Annotated in this window: 23 protein-coding genes; 15 read left to right on the top strand and 8 right to left on the bottom strand. The window is 66.7% G+C overall.

Annotated features, from left to right (window positions below; translation table 11 throughout):
- Positions 1-6: 6 nt before the first annotated feature.
- On the top strand, positions 7-300 hold the full coding sequence (locus T8K17_RS09850) for a DUF1330 domain-containing protein (protein WP_322334332.1): 294 nt from the start codon (positions 7-9) through the stop codon (positions 298-300).
- A gap of 89 nt (positions 301-389) precedes the next feature.
- Positions 390-1,208 carry a sulfotransferase gene (locus tag T8K17_RS09855; protein WP_322334333.1) on the top strand — a complete coding sequence of 273 codons (819 nt, stop codon included), beginning with the start codon at positions 390-392 and terminating at the stop codon, positions 1,206-1,208.
- On the opposite strand, the gene T8K17_RS09860 is transcribed toward T8K17_RS09855, so the two are convergent.
- Positions 1,192-3,480: an ATP-binding protein gene (locus tag T8K17_RS09860; protein WP_322334334.1), complete on the bottom strand. Its 2,289-nt coding sequence runs from the start codon at positions 3,478-3,480 to the stop codon at positions 1,192-1,194. The genes T8K17_RS09855 and T8K17_RS09860 overlap by 17 nt on opposite strands.
- Before the next feature lie 221 nt (positions 3,481-3,701).
- The gene (locus T8K17_RS09865) at positions 3,702-4,160 is read right to left on the bottom strand and encodes a DUF302 domain-containing protein (protein WP_322334335.1); all 459 of its coding nucleotides are present in this window, start codon (positions 4,158-4,160) and stop codon (positions 3,702-3,704) included.
- Between the two features lie 184 nt (positions 4,161-4,344).
- Here T8K17_RS09865 and T8K17_RS09870 point away from each other — a divergent pair, with 184 nt between their 5' ends.
- Together T8K17_RS09870 and ltnD are read left to right on the top strand one after the other, a co-directional pair.
- The gene (locus T8K17_RS09870; protein WP_322334336.1) at positions 4,345-5,187 is read left to right on the top strand and encodes a sulfite exporter TauE/SafE family protein; all 843 of its coding nucleotides are present in this window, start codon (positions 4,345-4,347) and stop codon (positions 5,185-5,187) included.
- A gap of 64 nt (positions 5,188-5,251) precedes the next feature.
- Positions 5,252-6,163, top strand: coding sequence for an L-threonate dehydrogenase (ltnD, locus tag T8K17_RS09875; protein ID WP_322334337.1), 912 nt, complete (start codon positions 5,252-5,254; stop codon positions 6,161-6,163).
- Positions 6,164-6,170: 7 nt separating this feature from the next.
- On the opposite strand, the gene T8K17_RS09880 is transcribed toward ltnD, so the two are convergent.
- A complete protein-coding gene (locus tag T8K17_RS09880; RefSeq protein ID WP_322334338.1) occupies positions 6,171-6,323 on the bottom strand; it encodes a hypothetical protein in 153 nt (50 codons plus the stop codon).
- A gap of 37 nt (positions 6,324-6,360) precedes the next feature.
- On the bottom strand, positions 6,361-6,567 hold the full coding sequence (locus tag T8K17_RS09885) for a hypothetical protein (RefSeq protein WP_322334339.1): 207 nt from the start codon (positions 6,565-6,567) through the stop codon (positions 6,361-6,363).
- Positions 6,568-6,608: 41 nt separating this feature from the next.
- Here T8K17_RS09885 and T8K17_RS09890 point away from each other — a divergent pair, with 41 nt between their 5' ends.
- The 8 genes from T8K17_RS09890 (at position 6,609) to T8K17_RS09925 (ending at position 15,661) form a co-directional block, all read left to right on the top strand.
- Positions 6,609-7,607 carry a GNAT family N-acetyltransferase gene (locus T8K17_RS09890; protein ID WP_322334340.1) on the top strand — a complete coding sequence of 333 codons (999 nt, stop codon included), beginning with the start codon at positions 6,609-6,611 and terminating at the stop codon, positions 7,605-7,607.
- Positions 7,608-7,805: 198 nt separating this feature from the next.
- Entirely contained in the window at positions 7,806-9,872 is a 2,067-nt protein-coding gene (locus T8K17_RS09895) for a catalase (RefSeq protein ID WP_322334341.1), read from the top strand.
- 142 nt (positions 9,873-10,014) lie between these two features.
- Positions 10,015-10,650 carry a TetR/AcrR family transcriptional regulator gene (locus tag T8K17_RS09900; protein WP_322334342.1) on the top strand — a complete coding sequence of 212 codons (636 nt, stop codon included), beginning with the start codon at positions 10,015-10,017 and terminating at the stop codon, positions 10,648-10,650.
- On the top strand, positions 10,647-11,627 hold the full coding sequence (locus tag T8K17_RS09905; RefSeq protein WP_322334343.1) for a VOC family protein: 981 nt from the start codon (positions 10,647-10,649) through the stop codon (positions 11,625-11,627). The genes T8K17_RS09900 and T8K17_RS09905 overlap by 4 nt, the downstream gene beginning before the upstream one ends.
- Positions 11,628-11,967: 340 nt before the next feature.
- Complete coding sequence (locus tag T8K17_RS09910) at positions 11,968-12,780, top strand: protoglobin domain-containing protein (RefSeq protein WP_322334344.1); 813 nt, start codon at positions 11,968-11,970, stop codon at positions 12,778-12,780.
- A 137-nt stretch (positions 12,781-12,917) separates the two neighbouring features.
- Positions 12,918-14,186, top strand: a complete 1,269-nt coding sequence (gene istA, locus T8K17_RS09915) for an IS21 family transposase (protein WP_028793183.1) — start codon at positions 12,918-12,920, stop codon at positions 14,184-14,186.
- Positions 14,183-15,055, top strand: coding sequence for an IS21-like element helper ATPase IstB (gene istB, locus T8K17_RS09920; RefSeq protein WP_028793182.1), 873 nt, complete (start codon positions 14,183-14,185; stop codon positions 15,053-15,055). Before istA ends, istB begins: the two co-directional genes overlap by 4 nt.
- A gap of 54 nt (positions 15,056-15,109) precedes the next feature.
- Complete coding sequence (locus T8K17_RS09925; RefSeq protein ID WP_322334345.1) at positions 15,110-15,661, top strand: methyl-accepting chemotaxis protein; 552 nt, start codon at positions 15,110-15,112, stop codon at positions 15,659-15,661.
- Between the two features lie 23 nt (positions 15,662-15,684).
- Here the strand turns inward: T8K17_RS09925 and T8K17_RS09930 are convergent, their stop codons facing one another.
- Together T8K17_RS09930 and T8K17_RS09935 are read right to left on the bottom strand one after the other, a co-directional pair.
- Complete coding sequence (locus T8K17_RS09930; protein ID WP_322334346.1) at positions 15,685-16,458, bottom strand: aldolase; 774 nt, start codon at positions 16,456-16,458, stop codon at positions 15,685-15,687.
- A gap of 13 nt (positions 16,459-16,471) precedes the next feature.
- Positions 16,472-17,293, bottom strand: a complete 822-nt coding sequence (locus T8K17_RS09935) for a phytanoyl-CoA dioxygenase family protein (RefSeq protein ID WP_322334347.1) — start codon at positions 17,291-17,293, stop codon at positions 16,472-16,474.
- A gap of 180 nt (positions 17,294-17,473) precedes the next feature.
- Here T8K17_RS09935 and lepA point away from each other — a divergent pair, with 180 nt between their 5' ends.
- Complete coding sequence (gene lepA, locus T8K17_RS09940; RefSeq protein ID WP_322334348.1) at positions 17,474-19,276, top strand: translation elongation factor 4; 1,803 nt, start codon at positions 17,474-17,476, stop codon at positions 19,274-19,276.
- Between the two features lie 176 nt (positions 19,277-19,452).
- Here lepA and T8K17_RS09945 read toward each other — a convergent pair whose 3' ends face one another.
- Positions 19,453-21,087, bottom strand: a complete 1,635-nt coding sequence (locus tag T8K17_RS09945) for an iron ABC transporter permease (RefSeq protein WP_322334349.1) — start codon at positions 21,085-21,087, stop codon at positions 19,453-19,455.
- 167 nt (positions 21,088-21,254) lie between these two features.
- On the opposite strand from T8K17_RS09945, the gene T8K17_RS09950 reads away from it, so the two are divergent.
- Entirely contained in the window at positions 21,255-22,568 is a 1,314-nt protein-coding gene (locus T8K17_RS09950) for an NAD(P)/FAD-dependent oxidoreductase (RefSeq protein ID WP_322334350.1), read from the top strand.
- A 162-nt stretch (positions 22,569-22,730) separates the two neighbouring features.
- Here the strand turns inward: T8K17_RS09950 and T8K17_RS09955 are convergent, their stop codons facing one another.
- The gene (locus T8K17_RS09955) at positions 22,731-23,333 is read right to left on the bottom strand and encodes a hypothetical protein (protein WP_322334351.1); all 603 of its coding nucleotides are present in this window, start codon (positions 23,331-23,333) and stop codon (positions 22,731-22,733) included.
- A gap of 234 nt (positions 23,334-23,567) precedes the next feature.
- Between T8K17_RS09955 and T8K17_RS09960 the strand changes: the two genes are divergently transcribed.
- Positions 23,568-25,139 (top strand): gamma-glutamyltransferase, encoded by a 1,572-nt coding sequence (locus tag T8K17_RS09960; protein ID WP_322334352.1) that lies wholly within the window; start codon positions 23,568-23,570, stop codon positions 25,137-25,139.
- Positions 25,140-25,160: the final 21 nt, after the last annotated feature.

Consider the following 25,160-nt stretch of genomic DNA (forward strand, 5'->3'; position numbering starts at 1 on the left):
GATGACATGGCGAAGGCCTACTGGATTTCCGCGTATCGCAAGGTGAAGGACGCCGACAAGCTCGCCGCCTATGCCAAGCTGGCCGGCCCGGCGATCACCGCCGGCGGCGGCACCTTCCTGGCCCGCGGCATGCCGGCCAAGACCTACGAGGCCGGTCTGGCCGAACGCACGGTCCTGATCGAGTTCCCCAGCGTCGAGGCGGCTGTCGCCACCCATGACAGCCCGGCCTACAAGGAAGCGTTGGACGCGCTGGGCGACGGCGCCGAGCGCGACATGCGGATCGTCGAGGGTGCGGAGTAACGCGACCCCCGCGGTACCGACCCTCCGGGCCCGTCCTGCGGCGGTTGCCGCCATTGACGGGTCCGGCTCCGTCGGCTATCCGGCGCTCCGTGACTTCTGACGCACCCATTCTGTTCATCGGCGGCCTTGGCGGCTCCGGGACCCGAGCGGTTGCCGGCACCATGATGGCGCTCGGCTACTACGCGGGCGGCTGCCTGAACGGCGCCAACGACAACCTGATCTTCACCGAACTGTTCAAGCGCCCCGACTGGGTCCGCGACGGGGCGACGCCGAAGGCGATCGACCGGCGGCTGGCACTGTTCGAGCAGGTGATGCGCAAGGGGGTGGGGGCGATGTCCTGCCTGCGCTGGCCGGGGCTGCTGAAGTTCCGGGCCGGGCAGGGACGCGGGCTTGCCGGCGCGCCACAGGCCGTCGGCTGGATGACCAAGGAGCCGAACTGCCATCTGTTCGCCGAGACGATCCTCGACCGCTGGCCCTATGCCCTGTTCGTCTACGTCACGCGCCATCCGCTCGACATGGCCTATAGCGACAACAAGGGGCAGTTGGGCAATTGGAGTTGGCTGTTCGACCTGGATCCGGCGGCCTACGACACGCCCGAGTCCGCGCAGCTCGAGTATTGGATCCGCACCCAGCGCCGCCTCGACGACCTGCTCAAGCGGTATCCCGGCCGCATCTATCCTCTGAACTTCGATGCCTTCGCGCTCGATCCGGTGGCCCATATGGGGGCGCTGGCGCAGCGGCTGGGGCTGCACCCGGCGCCTTCCGCCCTCGCCGAGGCGGTCGGCCACGTCATCGTGCCGTCGTCGATCGGACGGTGGCGCGAGCGCGATCTGTCGGTGTTCACGCCGGAGCAGCTCGCGTTCTGCCGCGACACCGGATGGCCGGTCGATCCTACCCGGGCCCCATAGAGACGATCGCGGGCAGATCGATCTTCACCCGGGTTCCGGTCTTGGCCGAACTGTCCAGCGACACCTCGCCGTCCATGCGCTCGGCCATGGTCTTCACGATCGCCAGTCCGAGGCCGGTCCCGTCGACATCCTCTGAATCCACGCTGGCGTTCATCGGATTCATCCCGCGATAGAACGGATCGAAGACGTGCGGCAGATCGCGCGGCGATATCCCCGGCCCGTCGTCGATCACGGTGATGGAGATCCGGTCGTCCCGGCGCTCCAGCTCCAACCAGATACCTCCGCTCTTGCTGCCGTATTTCGACGCGTTGGTCAGCAGATTGATCATGATCTGCTTCACCGCCCGCGCGTCGCCCTTGATCCTGTCCTCCGGCGAGAGCCGGTTGGCGACGCTCAGGGTCTGCTGCCGGCGGGACAGGATGGAGCGGACGATCGCTTCGGCCTCGGCGGCCACGGCGGTGACGTCGACTGCGTCCTCGGCCAGGGTGCGGTCGCGGGAGCGGATGGAGGAGAACTCCAGGATGTCCTGGATCAGCTCCAGAAGATGGCGGCCCGATCGGTTGATGTCCCAGGCATATTCCTTGAGCTTGTCGGGAGCCAGCGAGAGCTGATCGGCCGTCATGAGTTCCGACAGGCCGATGATGGCGTTGAGCGGTGTGCGCAGCTCGTGGCTCATGCGCGCCAGAAAGGCGTCGGCCGCCCGGGCCGAGGCTTCGGCCTTCTCCAGGGCGACGGTCATGGCCTCGTTGCTGGCCCGGGCCTGGGAGTTGTCGAAGCCGACGACCAGACGCCCGCCGTCGGAGGTCGGACGGTCGTGGATGCGGATCCAGCGGTCGCCGAAACGATACTCGTGGGAGCCGGTCGCCGCCCAGTAGCGCTGCAGCCGGTCGACCACGGCCATCTCGCGGGTTTCGGCGTCGAGGGTCGGATCGCCGCGCTGGATGATCTCGCGGGTCAGGTCCTCGATCGTCGTCTCGCGCAGGTGGACGGATTTGGGGTCGATGCCGAAGGTCTGCAGGAAGGCCTGGTTCATGAACAGCACGGTGCCCATGTCGTCGAACAGGGCGATCAGCTCCTGGATGCCTTCCAGGGCGGCGCCGACGAGCATGGAGTTGACCCGGTTGCGCTCGATATCGGTGACGTCCCGCGACACGCCCTCGTACCCGAGAAAGGTCCCCTGCGGATCGAAGCGCGGGGTGCCGGAGACCAAGACGAGGCGGTCGACCGGTGTCGCCTTCACCCGGTAGATGAAGTCGCGATAGGGCTCCCGCCGCTCGAGGGCCTTGCGGTACTGGTCCCATTTCTGGGTCGTGGTGTCCTCCGCCGACACGTCTTCCCGCCGGGCGCCGATCCGTCGACCCTGGGCAACCGCCGGGGCCCCCCAGACCCGCACGAAGCGGTCCTCGGCATCGGTCTCGAAATACCACTGGCCGTGGAGTTCGGCGATTGCCAGCGAGCGCTTCTCCGCATCCGCCCGGTCGCGCTCGGCCGTTTCCGACGTCTCGGTCAGCAAGGACAGCCAGACCAGCCTGCCGGTCGGGTCCACGTCGGGATGCCGCTCCAGGTTCACCGTCAGCGGCGCGCCCCAGGCGTTGAGGATCCTGATCTCATGGTCGAACGGCTGCCGCTCGACCTGATGGGAGGCCAGGAGGGAGACGACGGCCGGATTCAGCTCCTTGTATCTGAGCAGGTCGTCGCAGACGGCGCCCACCGCGTCGGTCCGCCGGAAGCCGGTTATCCGCTCGAAGGCCGGATTGACCCACAGGATACGCTGGTCGCGGTCGGTGATGATCACCGCCCGGCGCATATGGGCGAGCGCCCGCTCCTTGCGCCAGGCCCGCAGGTCCGCCGGCGTGGGCACGGGTTCCAGCCCCGGGGGGCGGGACGCCCGGATCAGCGCCAGCGTGTGCCGGATCGGATCCTCGAGTTCGCTTGCCAGGCTCGCGGAATGGAACGTTGCAATGACGAAGGGAGGCGGGCCGTCATCCGGCGGCAGCAGGTCGAACCGCCGTTGGTCCTCCGACAGCGTCGACGGAACGGTCTCCAGCAGGGTCGAGGCGAGGGCGGGCAATTCGGACAGCAAGGCCAGCACTCGTTCCGCGTCGCCGAGATCGTCGCCCGGCACAGCGGTTCGGGCTCCCTCGCGCAGCAGATAGCGCAGGGACGGTAGCAGTCGGGGATCCGTATCGGGGAGGGTGAGAACTCCGGGGGCGCTGCTTGTGCGGCCGGAAACCTCAACGCTCTGGTCCGGCTCACGCCCATCTTTTGTCATCAGTCAATCGTACCCTGACCTGGCCACGCGGAACCCGAACCGTAAGGCCTAAAATGGCCGGAAACATTATAATTAAGCTGTGAATCTGCTGGCCTGGTCGAAGTGTTCGACCGCCTGTTGAAGCGCCTGCGACAAGCTGCAATTTTCTGCCAATCACTGCCACGGGCGCGCTCCCGCCGGGACCGACCTTGTGCTTGTGGAATCGCGGGCGTCGGAGCCGGTCAGCCGCCTGTTTCGGCTGTCCTCAGGATCAGCGAGACGTCGGCATCGAGCTCGGTGCCCAGCGCTTTCAGCGCGTCGGAGCCGTAGGCACCGAAAATCGCGCTCGGCAGCCGGTAGGAAACATGGGCGGTGCCGTCTCCGGCTTCGGTGACATAGAGCCGGATCGGCGCCTCGATCCCGGCTTCCGTGCCGGCCCGGAGCATGCGGCGGGCATAGTCGGGCCGGAAGAACAGGAACACCCGGTTCCCGGGTACCGTCTCGTTGAACGTGTTCTGAATGGCGCAGGTGGCGCAGGCGATGCCGACGATGTTGAAGCCGTTCGCGGTGATCGCCCGGGTCAGCGCCTCGACATACGAGCCGAAGGGTTTGCCGGTCTGCTGGGTGACACGGTCATCCCGGGACTCGGCGAGCGCCGGCGTCGCAAGGACGAGGAGAAGGACGACGAACAGGGAACGCATGACGGCCTCCACGGGCGGATGCACCTTTCCTAGTCGAGGCCGCGAAGCCGGCGAACACACCATTTCGTGAGGAGCGCGGGGCCGCAATGCGCTCGCAATGCCGGCGGGTGCTTCGTCTTGACGTCTTTATTCCCCGCCGGTCCCGGTGTAGGAACACCGGCCTTCCTTTCCGGAGTACCCCCTCATGGCAGAATTCGGCGGCGATTTCGTCGGCTACCTTCCGTCCATCCTCGTCCTGATGTTCACCGGCGCCGTCGCGGGGCTGCTCGCCGGCCTGCTCGGCGTGGGTGGCGGCATCGTCATCGTGCCGGTGCTGTTCAACATGTTCGGCGTGCTGCACCTGCCGCCGGAATGGGCGATGCACGTGGCCGTGGCCACCTCGCTGGCGACGATCATCCCGACCTCGATCGTGTCGATGCGGGCGCATTGGAAGAAGGGCAACGTCGATGTCGACCTTCTGAAGGTCTGGGCGGTCTGGGCCTTCGTCGGCGCCACCATCGGCACCATCCTCGCCGGCCAGTTCAAGAGCTGGATGCTGACCGCGATCTTCGCCGTCGTCGCGTCCCTGGTCGCCATCAACATGGCCAGCCGCGACGGGCTGAAGGTCGCCGATACCCTGCCGGTCTCCAAGGTGAAGAACGCCATCATGTCGTTCTTCATCGGCGGCTTCTCCGTCACCATGGGCATCGGCGGCGGGACCCTGTCGGTGCCGACCCTGTCGGCCTTCAATTTCCCGATTCACCGGGCCGTCGGCACCGCCGCCGCCCTTGGTCTGCCGATCGCCATTCCCGGCGTGATCGGCTTCGCCATCGCCGGCTGGGGCGTCGAGAACCGGCCGCCGCTGTCGATCGGTTTCATCAACATCGTCGGCTTCCTACTGATCTTCCCGCTGTCGTCCCTGATGGCCCCGTATGGCGCGGCCATTGCGCACAAGCTGAACCGGGTCTGGCTCCGGCGCGCCTTCGCGCTATTCTTGGGGGTGACGGCGGTGCGGATGTTCCTGCGGCTCTACGAAGTCTTCGCATAAGCGCGCTGGACACTCTCCCGTCTCCAATGCAGAAGCGCCGCACGCCGGCGAACGGGAGGATGGCATGAGCGAGACTATCAGTGCGGGGGTGATCGGCCTCGGCTCCATGGGCATGGGTGTGGCGCGGTCGCTGCGGCGCGCCGGCATCGAGACCTGGGGCTGCGACGTGGTCGATACGCGCCGGGCCGAACTGGAAGAGATCGGCGGCCACTGGGCGTCCAGCCCGTGGGAGCTCGGCAAGAATGTCGACGTCGCCATCGTCCTGGTGGTCAACGCCGAGCAGACCCGCAGCGTTCTGTTCGCCGATGCCGGTGCCGCGGAGGCCATGGCGGCGGACTCCGTCGTCATCGCCAGCGCCACCGTCCCGGCGTCAGAGGCTGTCGCCATCGGCCAGGATCTGGCGGAACGCGGCATCCATATGATCGACGGGCCGGTCTCCGGCGGCGCGGTCGGCGCCAATGCGGGCGAGCTCTCGATCATGGCCTCCGGGCCCGACATCGCCTTCGACCTGGCCGAGCCGGTGCTCGAGGCGATCGCCAAGAAGGTCTACCGGCTGGGGGCGGCCCATGGCGTGGGCTCCTCGGTGAAGACCATCAACCAGCTTCTCGCCGGGGTGCATATCGCCGCCGCCTGCGAAGCCATGGCGCTGGGCGTGCGCGCCGGCGTCGATCCGCACACCCTGTTTGAGGTGATCTCCAACTCGGCCGGCGCCTCCTGGATGTTCAACAACCGGGTGCCGCACATCCTCGACGGCGACTACGCGCCGAAGAGCGCGGTCGACATCTTCGTGAAGGATCTCGGCATCGTGCTGGAGACCGGCAAGCGGCACACCTTCCCGCTGCCGCTGACCGCCGCCGCCCACCAGCAGTTCCTGGCCGCCGCCGCTGCCGGCCTCGGCCGCGAGGACGACAGCGCGGTGATCAAGGTCTACCAGAAGCTCTCCGGGATCGAGCTGCCCGAGTCCAAGGACGGCTGAGCCGCCCTCATTCCTCGGCGAACGGGTCGTAGTTCCCGAAGGACCAAAGCCTGCCCTCCAGGTTGCGCACCGAATAGCCGGGCGCGCCGTCTTCCTTGTCCGCCGGTCCGCTGACGCTGTCGGCACCGGCGGCCTTGGCGCGGGCGTGGTGGGCGTCCACGTCCTCAACCCGGACATAGACGCCGATCGGCGCGATCTCACTTGAAGAGACAGGCGATGCCGTAGCACTCGGCGCCGAAGACGTGAACCGTCAGGGCCCAGGCCGCCAGATCGAGCAGGGCCATGAGCAATGTGACCGGCAGGCCGACGAAGATCAGCACATAGATGATCGCCCACCACGTATAGTGCCGGCGCTGGACCTCGTGACCAAGGACGGTTACGGGCTTGTTTTTAATGCCTACCATGGGCGCAAGAGTAGCCTCGGAGCGGCGGAGACGGAACCACCATGGCGGTAGCCCGAAGCAAAAGACGAGCGGCGTCTCCGGCCGGTACGGCGGGCGGCGAGCGTGCCGGGCTGATGCTGACATGGGACGGGGTGGACAAGCGTCGCTGGATGGACCTGCACGGCGCGGTGGTCATGGCGCCGTTGGAACAGACCTGGATGTATGGCGAGGCCATCGCCGCCGGGTCGCCTTACCGGCCGACCCGGGGGGTGGTCACCCGCGCCGGCCAGCCGGTGGCGATCGTGCAGGCGCTGGAATGGTCCGTCGGCCGCATCGCCAGGCTGGCCAAGGTGGTGCGCGGCCCGCTGTTCCTCGGGGAGGTGACCGAGGAGGAGTGCATTGCCGTCCACCAGCTCATCGCCGAACGCTGGCCGATGCCGCGGCTGAACTGGTTTCTCTTCACACCAGAGATGGTCGATGGCGACTTCGCCCGCTCTGTGATGGGCGGCCTGAAGCTGAAGCAGACGGTGACCGGGTATTCCACCGCCTGGCTCGATCTCTCCCTGGGCGCCGAGCGGCTGCGGGCGGGGCTGCACCAGAAATGGCGCAATCAGCTCGTGGCGGCGGAAGGCGAGAAGCTGCGCATCCGCGACGCCCATTCCGGACAGGCCCTGAACTGGTTGCTGGCCCGGTACGATGCCGATCGAAAGCGCAAGCGGTTCCGGGCGGCCAGCGGCACCTTTGCCGCCGCGCTGGCCCTCTATGCGCCCCGGCCGAAAGATGTGCTGCTGCTCCAGGCGGAGCGCGGCTCGGAACCGCTGGCGGGCGTGCTGTTCCTGCGCCACGGCGTCTCCGCCACCTATCAGATCGCCTACACGAGCGAGGCCGGACGGGCCGCGAATGCCAATCGGCTGCTGGTGTGGGAGGGCATGCAGCGATTGGCCGCCGAGGGAGTGCGCTGGCTCGACCTGGGCGGAATCGACGCCTCCATGGCGGGCGTGTCCCGCTTCAAGCTCGGCACCGGCGCCATGCCGGTGACCCTGGCCGGGACCTGGATGTAACGACGGGCGCCGCCCTGGAACCGTCACTTGTGTCAGTGATGGCTCCGAAGCCTCGGAACTTTCCGTTTCTGGAACTGTTCAAAACAGAAGAACGCGCGCGCTCCGACAGCGCCGCTCTTCCCTGCGAACCGATCCAGAAACCCCGAGGGTATCCCCATGCAAGACGAGCCGTTGTATCGCCCGACAAGCGACTGCCAGATGTCCAACGAGACCGCGGACCATCCGGCGGAGCGGGGTCAGGGCGGTGAACTGCACCAGACTCCCAAGGGCGATACCCAGCGGATGACGACGGCTCAGGGCACGCCGGTTTCCGACGACCAGAACAGCCTGAAGGCCGGCGCGCGCGGTCCGACCCTGATGGAGGACCTGCACTTCCGCGAGAAGATGTTCCACTTCGACCACGAGCGCATTCCCGAGCGCGTGGTGCATGCCCGCGGCTACGGCGCGCACGGCTATCTGGAGGTCACCGAGGCGATCCCCGAGCTGACGTCGGCCGGCCTGTTCCAGAAGGCCGGCAACCGGGTTCCGGCCTTCGTCCGCTTCTCCACCGTCGCCGGCAGCAAGGGCTCGCCGGACCTGGCCCGCGACGTGCGCGGCTTCGCCGTGAAGCTCTACACCGAGGAGGGCAACTGGGACATCGTCGGCAACAATATCCCGGTGTTCTTCATCCAGGACGCCATGAAGTTCCCCGACCTGATCCATTCGGTGAAGCCGGAACCGGATCGCGGCTTCCCGCAGGCGCAGTCCGCCCACGACAATTTCTGGGACTTCGTCTCGTTGATGCCGGAATCCATGCACATGGTCATGTGGGCCATGTCCGACCGCGCCATTCCACGCTCCCTGCGCTTCATGGAGGGTTTCGGCGTCCACACCTTCCAGTTCGTCAACGCCGAGGGCAAGGGCACCTTCGTCAAGTTCCACTGGAAGCCGAAGCTGGGCATGCAGTCGGTGGCCTGGGACGAGGCGGTGACCATCAACGGCGCCGACCCGGATTTCCATCGCCGCGACTTGTGGAACGCGATCCAGGCCGGTGATTTCCCGGAATGGGAACTCGGCGTCCAGGTGTTCGACGACGACTTCGCCGACTCGTTCGAGTTCGACGTGCTCGACGCGACCAAGCTGATCCCCGAGGAGCAGGTGCCGGTGCGCATCGTCGGCCGGCTGGTGCTGGACCGGGTGGTCGACAACTTCTTCGCCGAGACGGAGCAGGTGGCGTTCTGCACCCAGAACATCGTCCCGGGCATCGATTTCACCAACGATCCGCTCCTCCAGGGCCGGAACTTCTCCTACTTGGACACCCAGACCAAGCGCCTGGGAGGCCCGAACTTCACCCATATCCCGATCAACGCGCCGAAATGCCCGTTCCATCACTTCCAGCAGGACGGGCACATGGCGATGCACAATCCCAAGGGCCGGGCGAACTACGAGCCCAACTCCTGGGCACAGGGCGGGCCGCGCGCCCATCCCAAGCAGGGGTTCCAGTCGATCGCCGATCGGGTGCAGGGCGACAAGCGACGGGTGCGGTCGGAAACCTTTGCCGATCACTACAGCCAGGCGCGCCAGTTCTATCTGAGCCAGACCGAGATCGAGCAGGGCCACATCGCCAACGCCCTGGTGTTCGAGCTGTCCAAGGTCGAGGTGCCGGCGATCCGCGAGCGGGTCGTCTCCCATCTGCTCAACATCAACGACGGTCTCGCCCAGGATGTGGCCGAAGGCCTCGGCCTGACGAAGATGCCGAAGGCGGCCGAGCCGGCGCGGGAGCCGATCGACCTGCCGGTCTCCGACAAGCTGTCGATCCTGAAGAACGGCCCCGGCCGGTTCGAGGGCCGCAAGCTGGGGCTGCTGGTGACCGACGGCGCCGACGCCGGCCTGGTCAACGGGCTCATGGACGCCGCGAAGAAGGCCGGCGGCATGGTCGAGGTCGTGGCCCCGCAGGTCTATGGCGTCAAGCTGTCGGACGGCAAGACGCTGGAGGCCCAGCAGAAGATCGACGGCGGCCCCTCCGTCCTCTACGACGCGGTGGCGATCATCGTGTCGAAGGACGGCGTCGATCGCCTGAAGTCCATGCACCCGGCCAAGAGCTTCGCGGCCGACGCCTATGCCCACGCGAAATACATCGCGATGAGCGAGGAGGCGGCCGATCTGCTGGACGCGGCGGGGGTCACCGATCGCGACGACGGCATGGTCGTCCTGTCCGGCAAGGCCGACGCGGCCGGCTTCATCGAGACCTGCGGCGCGCTGCGCTTCTGGGACCGCATGAGTTGACCCTTCCGCTCCCTGTGTTCTGACGGCCGGTTCCTCCCGGCTCCCTCAAGCCGGCGGTGTCTCGCACATCGCCGGCTCTTTCTTGCCACTTTACAAACATACCAACCAGTCGGTATGTTTCATTGCAACGAAGGAGACGCGCATGCCCAGGCCCACCGCCGGAACGCCGAGTGCCCGCGACAAGCTGCTCGACGCCGCCCTGTCGGTGATCCGCGCCAAGGGCTATTCGGCCACGAGCGTCGACGAACTCTGCGCCGAGGCCGGCGTAACGAAGGGCGCCTTCTTCCATCACTTCAAGAGCAAGGACGGGCTGGCGGTCGCCGCGGCCGAGCACTGGTCCGAGGTGACCGGCGACCTGTTCGCCTCCGCCGCCTATCATGACCATGCGGATCCGCTGGACCGGGTCCTCGGCTACCTCCGGTTCCGCCGGGCGCTGATCGCCGGCGAGGTCAGCGAGTTCACCTGCCTTGTCGGCACGATGGTGCAGGAAGCCTACGACGCTCATCCCGACATCGCGGCCGCCTGCGGACGCAGCATCTTCTCTCACGCCCGCACCCTGGAGAGCGATATCGCCGCGGCGATGGCCGACCGGGGTGTCGCCGGGACCGATTGGACCGCCGCAAGCCTCGCCCTGCATACCCAGGCGGTGCTCCAGGGCGCCTTCATCCTGGCCAAGGCCGGCGGCGGCGGCGGCGTCGCTGTCGAGCAGGTCGACCACCTCTATCGCTACATCACGCTCCTGTTCGGAGCCTCCGGGAACAAGGAACCGAGGACATGACCGTGCCTGTTCAGAAGCCCGACGACCTCACCCTCGTCATCGACCGCGTCCTCGACGCCCCCCGCTCGGCCGTCTGGCGTTGCTGGAGCGAGCCGGACCTGATGATGCAGTGGTATTGCCCCAAGCCCTGGCAGGTCACCGCCGCCGAGATGGATCTGTACCCGGGCGGCCGGTTCAACACGGTGATGGAAGGACCGGACGGCGAGCGGTTCGACAATGTGGGCTCGTTCCTGAAGGTCGAACCGGGCCGCCATCTCACCTTCACCGACGCCTATACCGAAGGCTTCGTGCCCTCGGGCAAACATTTCATGACGGGCTTTCTGACCCTGGAGGAAGCGGAGGGAGGCCGGACGCGCATGATCTGGGGCGCCCGCCATTCCTCGGTCGAGACTGTGCAGCAGCATCTGGAGATGGGATTCGAGGCGGGCTGGAACGCGGCAGCCGACCAGCTCGAGGCGCTGGCCGCATCGCTGCCCGTGCCGATCGGTGCCGACCTGCTGTTCACCTCCAAGGCGCGCACCTGCCTGTTTCTGCCCGAAGGCGCGTTGGAGGCTGCGGAGTTCTACATCTCCCTGCTGCCGGACAGCCGGATCGAGCAGGTCTATCGGCCCGATCCCAACGGGCCGCCGCTGGTGGTCGAGTTCACCCTCGGCGGCACGCCTTACATGACGATGAACGGCTGTCCGGCGACCACGCCGTCCCATGCGGTGTCGATCTCCGTCCTGACCGAGGATCAGGCCGAGACCGACCGGCTCTGGGCCGCGCTGTCGGCGGATGGCGGGGAGGGCGGCCAGTGTGGCTGGATCGTCGATAGGTTCGGGATCCACTGGCAGATCGTGCCGAAGGCGCTGCCCCGGCTGATGCATGCCGCAGACCCCGAGGCGGCGGGCCGCGTAATGGAGGCGTTGATGGGTATGGGCAAGATCGACGTGGCCGGGTTGCAGGTCGCGTTCCTGGGGCACCGCGCGGCCGGTTGAGCGGGGGCCGGTCTCCTTGCGCTACGGGGCGTCATACGGAATTTGCGAAAAATTTCCCGGTGCGCCTTAACATGTGTCGTTGAAGCAAGTGGCAAGAACCGGCTGCTCCAGGCGCCGGTTGGCCCTTCTCCGCGGGAGAAACGCTCACGAATTACACGCGGTCAAAGATGTAAGTCCCTATCACAAAAGATAATTTCTCGAGTTTTCGCGATGACTTCTCGGATCCGATACTAGAGAGCATGGTTAACAAGCAATTAATTATAACATTAAAGGTATTTTAATCAGTAACCCCCAATTATCTCCTACGTCGGAACCACCGCTTTGGATCATGGGGGAAGCTATGAGCGCTGATCTACGGGCCCATGTTGACTTTATCGAGCTGTCATCTGGTGAGAGAAAGCTCCTGGCAGAGTTCTTTCCTGTGGTCGAACAGCACCTTCCGGGAATTCTCACCCGCTTCTACGAAAAGCTCGGCGGCATTCCCCATCTGTCGGCCATGTTCGACTCCGCCGCTCGGCAGAAGCATGCCGCCACGGCCCAGGCGTCGCATTGGAAGCGCATGTTCACCGCCGGCGACAACCAGGACTATTTCGACTCGGTTCAGCGGATCGGCGAGGTTCACAACACGCTCGGCCTGGAGACCTCCTGGTACATCGACGGGTATACCCGTATCACGGCGGAACTCCACCGACTGGCGATCACCCATTCCCTGACCGGCTTCTCCATGAAGGCGGCCGGGGAGCGCGCGGGCAACCTGGTCGCGGCTTTGGACAAGGTGATCCTGCTGGACATCAACCTGGTGATCGGCGTGTATCTGGAGGCCAAGGAGCGGGATCACCGCAAGCGGCTGTCCCAGCTCTCCACCCAGTTCGACGACTCCATCGGCAAGCTCACCCAGTCGCTGTCCTCGGCGGCGGAGGCCATGGGCCGGACTGCGGCCGGACTGACCGGAGAGGCCGATGCCACCCGCAACGCATCGTCGATGGCCGTCTCCCGCGCCTCCGACATGAGCGTCAACGTTCAGACGATCTCCAGTGCCATGGAGGAGATGAGCGCCACCATCGCCGAAATCTCCCAGCAGGCGAACGGTGCCGTAAGGGAAATGCGCGGCGCGTCGGAACTGGCCTCGAACGCGACCGACACCGTCTGTTGATACCGGAGTGAATCTCCCCAGAACCGCCGTTTGAAAATTCCCCAGTTGGCGTGTCGCCGGTCATCCGGGGCGCGCCCCGGATGACCGGCGGCGGCGAGTTGCCGATGCTCCTCTCGGTCGGCGAGAGGAGTTCGGCGGTGATCAAACTGGGAGAGATGCTCATGATCTTGGAACTGCATCGGCAGGGGCTGTCTATATCGGCGATCGCACGGGAGAGCGGGTTCGACCGCAAGACCGTTCGTCGCTACATCGAGCGCGGCCTGGAGCCACCGAGCTATGGCCCACGCAGGCCACGGTCACGTCTGCTGGATCCGTACACCCCCTATCTGCGCGAACGCGTGATGACGTGGCCTGGCCTGACCGGCGCCCGGCTGCTGCGAGAATTGCGGGACCTCGGCTATAGCGGCGGCTATACGGCGGTGACGGATTATCTGCGTGATATCCGTCCCGCGCCGACACCGGGTTATGAGATCCGCTTCGAGACACCTCCCGGTCAGCAAGGACAGGTCGACTTTGCTCAGTTCCAGGTGGTGTTCACCGATGAGCCGGAACAGCCGCGGATCGTGTGGCTGTTCTCGCTGGTCCTGGGGCATAGCCGCCTGATCTGGGCACGGTTCGTCGCCCATCAGGACCTAGCGACAGTGCTGCGCTGCCACGTCGCCGCCTTCGACGCGATCGGCGGCGTGCCACGCGAGCTTCTCTACGACCGCATGAAGACGGCGGTGATCGGCGAAGCTGCTGACGGGGAGCCGCGCGGCATCGTCTACAACAGGGCCCTTGTGGATCTGGCCCGCCACTATGGCTTCCACCCGCGCGCGTGCCAGCCCTACCGGGCCAAGACCAAGGGCAAGGTCGAGCGGCCGTTCCGATACATCCGCGAGGACTTCTTCTTGGCCCGTTCGTTCCGCAACCTGGACGATCTGAACGAGCAGCTGCGGCGCTGGCTGGACAGTGTCGCCAATCCCAGGGTGCATGCCACAACCCGGCGGGTCGTGAACGAGGCGTTCGCCGAGGAGAAGCCGCACCTGCTGGTTCTGCCTCTGGCGCCGTTCCGCTCCGTACTACGTCTGGAGCGACGGATCTCCCGGGAAGGGATGGTAAGCGTCGGTGGCAACTTCTACAGCGTTCCGGATGCCACCCGGCGGCGCACGGTCGAGGTGCACACGCTCGCCCAGGAGATCAGGATCTTCGAGGACGGCACGTTGATCGCGACCCATCCGGTCCTGGAAGGCCGCCACCAGCGCCGGGTGGCTCCTGGACACCGAAAAGGAGGGGGCTCCACAGGACGAAGACGTGGAGCCGACGGAGATGTGGTCGTCAGCCGAACCGGCGACGTGGTCGCTCAGCGCTCCCTGGAGTTCTACGACGCTGTCGCTCGCCGTCTTGCCCGGGAGTGCCGGTCATGAGCGCTCCAGGTGATCTGACCCCGTCGACCCTGGAGCGGATCCGCCACGATCTGGTCGGTCTGAAAATGCCACGCGCCCTGGAAGCCCTCGATCAGGTCGTGCGCCGCCTCGAGCACGGGGAGATCGGTGCTCTGGAGGCCATCGACATGCTGCTCGCCGAGGAACTGACCCTGCGCGAGAACAGCCGCATCAAGACGGCCCTGCGCATGGGCCGACTGGCGACCATCAAGACGCTCTCAGGGTTCGACTTCTCCTTCCAGCCGTCGCTCGACCGCGATCGTATCCTCACCCTCGCACAACTCGGCTTTATCGGTCGCTGCGAGGTCGTCCACTTCCTCGGCCCGCCCGGCACCGGCAAGAGCCATCTGGCCATCGCCCTCGGCGTCGAGGCGGTGAAGGCAGGGCGCAGTGTCTACTTTTGCACACTCGCCGACCTGCTCGGGCAACTCGCCCGCGCCGAGCGCGAGGGACGGCTGACGGAACGCATACGCTTCTTCTGTCGACCGGCTCTGCTGATCGTTGACGAGATCGGCTACCTGCCCGTCGTTCCTGGGGGTGGCAACCTGTTCTTCCAGCTGGTCAACGCCCGATACGAGCGTGGTGCGATGGTCCTGACCTCCAACCGCGGCTTTGCCGAATGGGGCGAGGTGTTCGGAGACCCGGTCGTCGCCACCGCACTCCTCGACCGCCTGCTGCATCATGCTCTGGTCATCCAGATCGAAGGCTCCAGCTACCGGTTGCGCCAGCACGCCGACCTCATGCCCGAGCACGTCCGCTCCAAGGCTACCATCACACCGCCGACCCCAGCACCGCTACGACGGCCAAGGGGACGGCCGCCCAAAAACGACCACATCACCGCGACAACCTGACCGGCGAAACTGGGGAAATTTACTTCGGCGCTTCTGGGGAAATTACGGGCGGCATTGACAACCGTCGGCGATCTCGCCACCGTCACCACCGAGATTTCCAATGTCCTGAGCCTGATCCGCGACATCGCCGACCAGACCAATCTGCTGGCGCTGAACGCGACGATCGAAGCGGCGCGGGCGGGGGATGCCGGCAAGGGCTTCGCGGTGGTCGCCGGCGAAGTGAAGAGCCTTGCCAAGCAGACCGGCGACGCGACGGTGGAGATCACCTCCCTGGTCGACCGCATCCAGCAGGCCTCCGGCCAGAGCTGCGAGATCGTCGCCTCGATCTCCGAGACCATCGGCCGGATGGAGGAGATGGCCCAGGCCATCGCCGGCGCCGTCGAGCAGCAGAACGCGGCGACGGGCGAGATCACCCAGAACGTCGCCCAGGCGACCCAGGGCACCCAGGAAGTCTCCCGGCTTGCCGAGGACGTCCAGAACACCGCCGACCGCACCTCGGATGCCGCCGCCTCCGTGACCAGCGCCGCCGACGGACTGATGGCCGACATCAAGTCGCTGACCGAGCAGTCGTCCGCCTTCGTCGGCAAGATCAGCGCGATGAACTGACCCCCTCCGGCTACGGGGCGATCTTACGCCCTGTAGCCGGGCTCCTCGCGGTCCAGCATCCGGCGCAGCGCTGTGAAGTGGCGATCCGCCACCGCCTTGCGCTCGGTCTCCATCTGACCCATCACCCGGGCCCTGACATTGTCGCCGATCTTCCGGAGGGTGCCGCCGGTCGACTTGGCGTGCACCTGAAACATGCAGGCGCGCTCCAGGTAGTACAGGTCGTTGAAGGCGTCGGCGACGGTCGGCCCGCTGACCATGACGCCGTGGGAGGCCAGCATCAGGATCGGCTTGCCGTCCATCTGCGCGGCCATCCTGTCGCCTTCCTCGGTCGCCAGCGCCAGACCTTCGTAATCGTCGTCATAGGCGATGCGGTCGTCGAACATCAGCGCGTTCTGCTCCACCATCTCCAGCCGCCCGCCTTCCAGCAGGGTCAGCGCCGTGGCGTAGGGCTGGTGGGTGTGCAGGACCACCGCGGCGTTCGGGTGGTTGATGTGGATGCGCGAGTGGATGCAGAAGGCCGTCGCTTCCACCGTCTCGCGGCCCTCCAGCACCGTGCCGTCCACGTCGCACAGGACCAGGGACGAGGCGGTGATCTCCGACCAGTGCCAGCCGAACGGGTTGATCAGGAACTTATCGCCCTTGATGCTGCCGTCCGGCTCCGGCACGGCGGCCGAGAAGTGGTTGTCGACCCCTTCGTTCAGGCCCATGCGCGCAGCCCAGCGCAGGGCGCAGGCGAGATCGACGCGAAGCTGCTGGACGGTGTCCGCGTACGAGGCGGGTGTGCTCATCTCGTTCATCTTGTTTCCTCCCTTATCCGTGTCCGACCCGGAAATCGTTCCGGCCACAGGCGTCCTTGCCGCGCAGCAGCCAGAGCGGCCGGGTGGTGAAATCGACCAGATTGCCCTTGGCCTGAAGCTCCCGTCCGATCTCCCGGTCGAATTGGGAGGTGGTGGGCATGTATCGGCAGACATAGCCGGCGCGGCGCTTGTCCGACCGGTTCGGCTCGGACCCGTGCACCAGATAGACGTCGTGCAGGGACAGCTGACCGGCCTCCAGCACGAAATCGACCGCGTCTGCCTCGTCGTATTCGTCGGGCGAGAGGACCTGGTTCAGGGCCAGCTCGTCGCTGTCGTCCTGGGCGTGTGCACGCAGACGCTGCTGCTTGTGGGAGCCGGGAATGACGCGCAGGCACCCGTTCTCCGGCGTGGCGTCGTCCAGCGCGATCCAGGCGGAGCAGGTGGCGAGCGGCCGGATCGGCCAGTACTCGCCGTCCTGGTGCCACGGCACCCGCTTGCCGGTCCCCGGCGGCTTGCCGAACACCGTGGTGCCCCACAGGGCGATGTCCGGCCCGATGAGCTGCTCGACCATGTCCAGCACCTCCGGGATGCGGGCATGGTCCAGCCACACGCCGGAGCCCTTCAGCCCCTGCACCCCGCCCGAGGGGATATGCGGACAGATCATGTTGTCGGAGCCGACGCCGGGATTCGCGGCCTTCAGCGCCTCGAAATCGGCGCGCATCCGGTCCAGGGTGGCCGGCGGCAGACGCCAGTTGGGGATGACGAAGCCCTGGTCGTGATACTGCGCGACCTCGGCGTCGGACAGCAGGTGCGAGGCGGAAGCCTGGACGTTCATGGCAGCGTTTCCTCTTTTTTTGCCATGCTAGGCCCGCAACCCGACCGGGTGAAGAGGCTGACGACATCGCCTTGAATCGTGCCGTGGCGGTGACGCTATTGCCGCGCCGCAAAACAGAGCGATTTTTGCTATGGTGACGCCACTACCCAACCCCCACGATTTCGGGCATAACCCCGCGCTATGACGAGTGATCTCTCCCATATCCGCAACTTTGCGATCATCGCCCATATCGACCACGGCAAGTCGACGCTTGCCGATCGGCTGATTCAGATGTGTGGCGGCCTGACCGATCGCGAGATGAAGCAGCAGGTTCTCGACTCGATGGATATCGAGCGGGAACGCGGCATCACCATCAAGGCGCAGACGGTCCGGCTGATCTACGATGCCAAGGACGGCAAGCGCTACACCCTGAACCTGATCGACACGCCGGGTCACGTCGACTTCGCGTATGAGGTCAGCCGGTCGCTCGCGGCCTGCGAGGGCTCGATCCTCGTGGTCGACGCGGCCCAGGGGGTGGAGGCGCAGACGCTGGCCAACGTCTATCAGGCGATCGAGGTCAATCACGAGATCATCCCCGTCCTGAACAAGGTCGACCTCCCCGCCGCCGAGCCGGACCGGGTGAAGGAGCAGATCGAGGACGTGATCGGGCTGGACGCCTCCAACGCGATCATGATCTCGGCCAAGACCGGCCTCGGCGTGGACGAGCTGCTGGAAGCGATCATCGAGCGCCTGCCGCCGCCCAAGGGCGACCGCGAGGCGCCGCTGAAGGCGATGCTGGTCGACAGCTGGTACGACAGCTATCTCGGCGTCACCTGTCTGGTGCGCGTGCATGACGGCGCCCTGAAGAAGGGCCAGCGCATCAAGATGATGCAGGCCGGTGCCCTGCACATGGTCGAGCGGGTCGGCGTGCTGACGCCCAAGGGTCTCGCCGTCGACGAGCTGGGCCCGGGAGAGGTCGGCTTCATCAACGCCTCGATCAAGACCGTGGCCGACACCAATGTCGGCGACACGATCACCGAGGAGAAGCGGCCGACCGCCAAGGCGCTGCCGGGCTTCAAGCCGAGCGTGCCGGTGGTGTTCTGCGGCATGTATCCGGTCGACGCCGCCGATTTCGAGGATCTGCGCGACAGCCTGGAGAAGCTCCGGCTGAACGACGCCAGTTTCCAGTTCGAGGCGGAGACCTCCGCCGCGCTGGGCTTCGGCTTCCGCTGCGGATTCCTCGGCCTGCTGCATCTGGAAATCATCCAGGAGCGGCTGGAGCGCGAGTTCGACCTCGACCTGATCACCACCGCGCCGAGCGTGATCTACAAGATCCACAAGACCGATCGCACGATGATCGAGCTGCACAATCCGGCCGACATGCCGGAGGTGATGAAGATCGATCACATCGAAGAGCCGTGGATCAAGGCGACGATCTTCGTGCCGGACGACTATCTCGGCCCGATCCTGGCGCTGTGCACCGAGCGGCGCGGCGAGCAGATCGAGCTGACCTATGCCGGCAACCGGGCGATGGTGGTCTACCGCCTGCCGCTGAACGAGGTGGTGTTCGACTTCTACGACCGCCTGAAATCGATCAGCCGCGGCTATGCCAGCTTCGACTACCAGATGGACAGCTACTCCGAGAGCGATCTGGTGAAGCTGTCGATCATGGTGAACGCCGAACCGGTGGACGCCCTGTCGATGATCGTGCACCGCTCCCAGGCGGATCCCCGCGGCCGGGCCATGTGCGCGCGGCTGAAGGAACTGATCCCCCGGCAGCTCTTCAAGATCGCCATCCAGGCGGCGATCGGCGGCAAGGTCATCGCCCGCGAGACCGTCAGCGCGATGCGCAAGGACGTCACCGCGAAATGCTACGGCGGCGACATCACCCGTAAGAAGAAGCTTCTGGAGAAGCAGAAGGAAGGCAAGAAGAAGATGCGGCAGTTCGGCCAGGTCGAAATCCCGCAATCCGCCTTCATCGCCGCCCTGAAGATGGACGCCTGACCGGGCGTCCATCTGAGTAGCCGACAACTCCCAAATCCGTCATCCCGGTGGACCCCGGACCTGATCCGGGGGCCGGCCGGGACCCGGCTGCCGGCGTTGGGGCACGGTCCCGACCCGATCCCGGATCAGGTCCGGGATGACAGGGAGGCGGGATGACGGTGAGGGGTGAGAGGCCGCTATCCCCGATGCCCCGCCCGCGACTTGGCGATCTGCCGGCTGAGCAGGATCACCGGCAGCAGCCCGACCGCGACGATGGTCAGCGCCGGGGTGGATGCCTGGGTCAGCCGCTCGTCGGCCGCCAGGTTGTGTGCCTGAACCGCCAGCGTGTCGAAATTGAACGGCCGCAGGATCATCGTCGCCGGCAGTTCCTTCATCACGTCCACGAACACGATCAGCCCGGCGGTCAGCAGGCTGCTGCGCAGCATCGGGAAATGCACCCGCTTCAGGGTCGCCCGCGGCGCATGGCCGAGGACCCGGGCGGCCTGGTCCATGCTGGGGGTGATCTTGGTCAGCCCGGCTTCCGCCGTTTGCAGCGACACCGCCAGGAACCGCACCAGATAGGCATAGACCAGCGCCACGATCGTCCCGGTCACCAGCAGCCCGGTGGACAGGCCGAACAGGCTGCGCGCCGCATCGTCGACGCTGCGGTCGACCACGGAAAACGGGATCAGGATACCGATGGCGATGACCGAACCGGGCACCGCATAGCCGAGCGCCGCGAGACGGGTGAGGATATGGGTCGCCCTGTCTTTCGACAGCCGGTTGGCATAGGCCAGCAGCAGCGAGACCAGCACCGCCAGCAGGGCGGTGATCCCGGCCAGGGTCACGCTGTTCAGCGTCAGGGTGAGGTAGCGGGCGCCGAACATCGTGTGACCGCCGGTCGCCGTCATGTGGATCAGCAGGATCGCCGGAAGCAGGAAGCCGACGAAGACCGGCAGGCCGCAGGCCAGGATCGCGCCGGCCGCCTTCCAGCCGGTCAGCCGGAAGCCGGGCAGGGCCCGGTGGGTGTTTGTCGTGTGGTCGAACCGGCGGCGGCCACGGGAGATCCGCTCCAGCGCGATCACCAGAATGACGAAGGCCAGCAGGCCGGTGGCAAGCTGGGCGGCGGCCACCCGGTCGCCGAAGGAGAAGATCGCCCTGTAGATGCCGGTGGTGAAGGTCTGCACGCCGAAATAGGAGACGGTTCCGTAATCGGCCAGGGTCTCCATCAGCGCCAGGGCGACGCCGGCGACGATGGCCGGCCGGGCCAGCGGCAGGGCAACCCGCAGGAAGGCGCGGGCCGGCGACTGGCCCAGGGTCCGGCTGACCTCGAGCACGCAGACCGACTGCTCGATGAAGGCGGCGCGGGACAGCAGGTAGACATAAGGGAACATGGTCGCCGTCAGCATGACGATGGCGCCGCCCAGCGACCGGACTTCCGGGAACCAGTACGCCCGCGGCCCGAGGTCGAAGGTCTGGCGCAGCAACTCCTGCACGGGTCCGGCATGTTCCAGGAAGTTGGTGTAGGTGTAGGCCAGCACATAGGCCGGGGCGGCCAGCGGCAGCACCAGCGCCCATTCCAGCACCCGACGGCCCGGGAACCGGCACATGGTCACCAGCCAGGCGGTACCGACGCCGATCACCCCGGTGCCGATTGTCACGCCCAGTGCCAGCAGCGCGGTATTGGCGACATAGGTCGGCAGCACCGTATGGACCAGGTGGTCGATCAGGTCCGTGTGGGCCAGCCCGTTCAGGGCCACCGCCAGGATCGGCGTGACGACCAGCGCGCAGATCACCGCGGGGGCCAGAAAGAAGCGGTCGCGAAAGGGCATGCGGTTCCCGTGGCGCGGAACTGTCCTTTACCCCGAAGCCTGTCAGGGTATTTGCGAGACGTTCGCAAAAGACGGTTCCGCCTTATGGCAACCGGTCTCGAAAGTGTCAACTTCTCGCCGCCCGACGGACCGCTTAAGCTCGGTTAAAACTGGCACCGGAGATGGCGATGACGCCGATGGATATCTTTGCCGACGGATTCAAGACCGATCCCTACTGGTGGGATGCCGCCCCGCCGGACGACGAGGGCGACGCTCCGCCGCCGGAGCAGGTCGACGTGGCCATCGTCGGCAGCGGCTATACCGGCATGTCGGCGGCGCTGGAACTGGCGCGTAACGGCGTGAAGGTGGTGATCCTGGAGGCGGAGCGCTTCGGCGAGGGGGCGAGCACCCGCAGCGGCGGCATGATGTCCGGCGGCGTGAATGTCGGCAAAGGCGGCGATATCGAGAAGCAGTTCGGCCGTCAGCGGGTCGACGACATGCTGTCGGAGGCGCGTGACAGCTACGACCACGTGGAGGAGGTGATCCGCCGCGAGAACATCGACTGCTTCTACGCCCGCACCGGCCGCTTCGTCGGCGCCCATACGCCCGCCGCTTTCAAGGCGATGAAAGCCAAGGCCGACGACCTGAACACCTACGCCGAAGCGGGGGCCGCCCTGGTGTCCAGGGAGCGCCAGGTCGATCACGTCAACACCCAGTACTATCACGGCGGCATGACCGTGGACCGGGCCGGCGGGGTGCATCCCTCGCTCTACCACAAGGGTCTGCGGCAGGCCTGCCGGGCCGCCGGCGTCCATCTGTCGGCCCACACAAGGGTGGAAGGCATCGACGGCACGGCCGGCGATCTGACCGTGCGCACCTCCCGCGGACCGGTGCGGGCGAAGGAGGTCGTGCTCGGCACCAACGGCTATACCGGCAAGGCGACCCCCTGGCACCGCCGCCGGGTGATCCCGATCGCCAGCTACATCATCGCCACCGAGCCGCTCGGCAAGGAGCGGGTGAGCGAGCTGTTCCCGGACGGCCGGATGATCGCCGACACCAAGCGGGTGCTCTACTACTTCCGCCCGTCGCCGGACGGTACGCGGGTGGTCTTCGGCGGCCGGGCGAGCTTCCAGGCCCGCACCGCGCTGGAGACCGCGCCGGTGCTGTACCAGTACATGCTGGGCATCTTCCCGCAGCTCGCGGGGGTGAAAATCACCCATGCCTGGAACGGCAACGTCGCCTTCACCTTCGACCGGGTGCCGCATATGGGGGTGGAGAACGGGGTGCACTACGCCATGGGCTGCAACGGCAGCGGCGTGGTGATGATGAGCCATCTCGGCCACCGCACCGCGCTGAAGATCCTGGGCAAGACCAACCGGCCGAGCGCCTTCGACGGCCTGCCCTTCGAGACCCGACCGTTCTACACCGGCGTGCCCTGGTTCCTGCCGACGGTGGGCGCCTGGTACAAGTTCCGCGACTGGATGGACCGGCGGGCGGCGTAGTCTCCGGCGCTACCCAATTCCCCCCACCGTGAACTCCCCGGCCTTGTGCCGGGGCCCACGGTGGGGCGGCTTCAAGGTCGGAGATGGGCCCCAAGCGGCTGTGCGCCCGACGGGTGGGTCCCGGCACAGGGTCGGGAAGTGTGTGAGGAGAAGCCGGATCCCCTACTCCCGGATGCTCCTTGTGTCCGGCGCGCCCGGGTCGAACGGGTTGACCAGGGTACGCTGGCGCTGCTGCTGGCCGGTGTAGAGCGCGTCGCGCTTCTCGGAGAGCTTCTTGGCCAGATACTGCAGGTCGCCCGGCAGCATCTCGTATTCCCGGTTCAGCATGTCCTGCCAGAGGTCGTGGATCTTGCGGATCGACTGGTCGTTCGGCTCCAGCTTGGCGATGTCGTTCTCCACCGACTTGATCCAGTCGAGAGAGTCCTGCCGTGCGCCCTTGGCGTCGCTGATCAGGGTGCGCAGCTTGGAGGCGATCTCCTCGGCCACCGGCGCTTCGAAGGTTCCGCATTCCGGCCACAGGGTGCTCAGATAGGCGATGTCGGCATCCGACAGGGCGTAGAGCGGCTTGCCGAAATAGGTCAGTTCCAGGTTGCGCACCGACATGCCGCCCTGAAGCCGGGCCATGCGCTGCACCGGCGCATTGCCGCCGGGAAGCTTGGCGCAGTCGGGGTTCTTGGGCGCTCCCCGATTGGCCCCGGCGGCCCCGGGCGCGGGGGCCTGTGCCTGGGCGAAGGCGGGTTCGGGCAGCAGCAGGCCTATCAGCAAGGGGCCCGCCGCGAGCGCCGTTCCGATCCGCACGAGGCATTCGGCCCGCCATCGACCCCACCGGGCACCCGATGCAAGGCGAAGGCTGGACAACAGATTCCCGACCGCCATACCGTATCCGCTCCTTTCGGTCCCGCCCGCCGTCTTACCATGTGCTGAGCGCCGCTTCGACGGTCAAGCACCCCCATGACAGCGGATGCGACGGTGGACCCCGCACACAATCAGGAGGGCGGCATGCCCGCGATCTCGCTTCCCGAAACCTCACCCATCGAGACCTGGACCCAGTCCAAGCCGCCCGTGCGCGGGACCAAGGGCGTCGTGGCGTCCCAGAACGTCCAGGCCTCCGAAGTCGGCGCCGCCGTGCTGGCGGCGGGCGGCAATGCCGCCGATGCGGCCGTCGCGACCGCGCTGGCGCTGACCGTGGCCGAGCCGTGGATGAGCGGGTTGGGCGGCGGCGGCTATGCCATCGTCTACGACGCCAAGTCCGGTACCACCCGCTGCATCGATTTCGGCATGCAGTCCGGCAGCAAGCTCGACCCGGCCGATTACGGGCTGGTCAGCGAAACCGAGGGCACGCCGGACATGTTCGGCTGGCCGGCCGTCGTGGAGGACCGCAACCTCCAGGGCTACCACTCCATCGCCCTGCCGGGTTCCTGCGCCGGCTACGCCAAGCTGCTGTCGGAGTTCGGGTCCTGGTCCTGGGCCGACGCGATCTCGCCGGCCGTGACCATGGCCGAGCGCGGCCACCGGCTGACCTGGTGGACCACCCTGAACGTGGCCTCGGAAATCTCCTGGCTGCGGCAGTACGAGACTTCGGCCTCGGTCTGGCTGCCGGGCGGCGAGGCGCCGGTGATCTCCGATCACACCAACCGCGGCATGCCCATGGGCAACTTCGCCGACACCCTGAAGCGTCTGCGCGATGCCGGGCCGGAGGATTTCTACACCGGCGAGATCGCCAAGGCGCTGGTCGCCGACCTGCAGGCCGGCGGCTCGCGGATCACGGCGGAGGATATGGCCAGCTACGAGGCCAAACTGCTGGAGCCGATCAAGCGCACCCGCAAGGGCACCGAGTACAATCTGGCGCCGGGCTATACCGCCGGGCCGACCTTCGCCGGTGCTCTGTCGCGCCTGCCGGAGTTCAGCGGCAAGATCGACGCCGCCGCCTACAAGGCCCATGCCGAGGCGCTGATCGAGTCCTACAAGGTCCGTCTGTCGACCATGGGCCATGCCGGCGACGTGGGCGACCGGAGCTGCACCACCCACCTCTCCGTGCTCGACGCCGAGGGCAACATGGTGGTGATGACCACCACCCTGCTGTCGCGCTTCGGCTCGCGGGTGGTGCTGCCGAAGACCGGCGTGCTGATGAACAACGGCATCAACTGGTTCGATCCGCGCCCCGGCCAGCCGAACTCGCTGGCGCCGGGTCAGAAGGCGCTGTCCAACATGTGCCCGATGCTCGCCACCCGCGACGGCAAGGCCGCCTTCGGCCTGGGCGCGTCGGGCGGGCGCAAGATCATGCCGGCGATCTTCCAGCTCACTTCGTTCATCAACGATTTCGGGATGGACCTGGAAGCCGCCTTCATGCAGCCGCGCATCGACATCAGTCTGATGGACAGGATCGTCGCCGACGACCGGGTGGGTCCGGAGGTGGTCAAGGCGCTGGAGAGCGTGGTCCCGGTGGAACAGGCCAGCACCAGCGCCTTCCCGGGCTCCTGGGCGATCCCTTGCGGCGTGATGGTCACGCCGGAAGGCCCGATCGCCGCGGCCCATGTGTTCGGGCCGCTGAACGCGGCGGTGCCGGCCTAAGGTCTGTGGGGGAGGCGTTGG

The sequence above is a fragment of the Thalassobaculum sp. OXR-137 genome (assembly GCF_034377285.1).
In the GTDB taxonomy this organism is placed as follows: Bacteria; Pseudomonadota; Alphaproteobacteria; order Thalassobaculales; family Thalassobaculaceae; genus Thalassobaculum.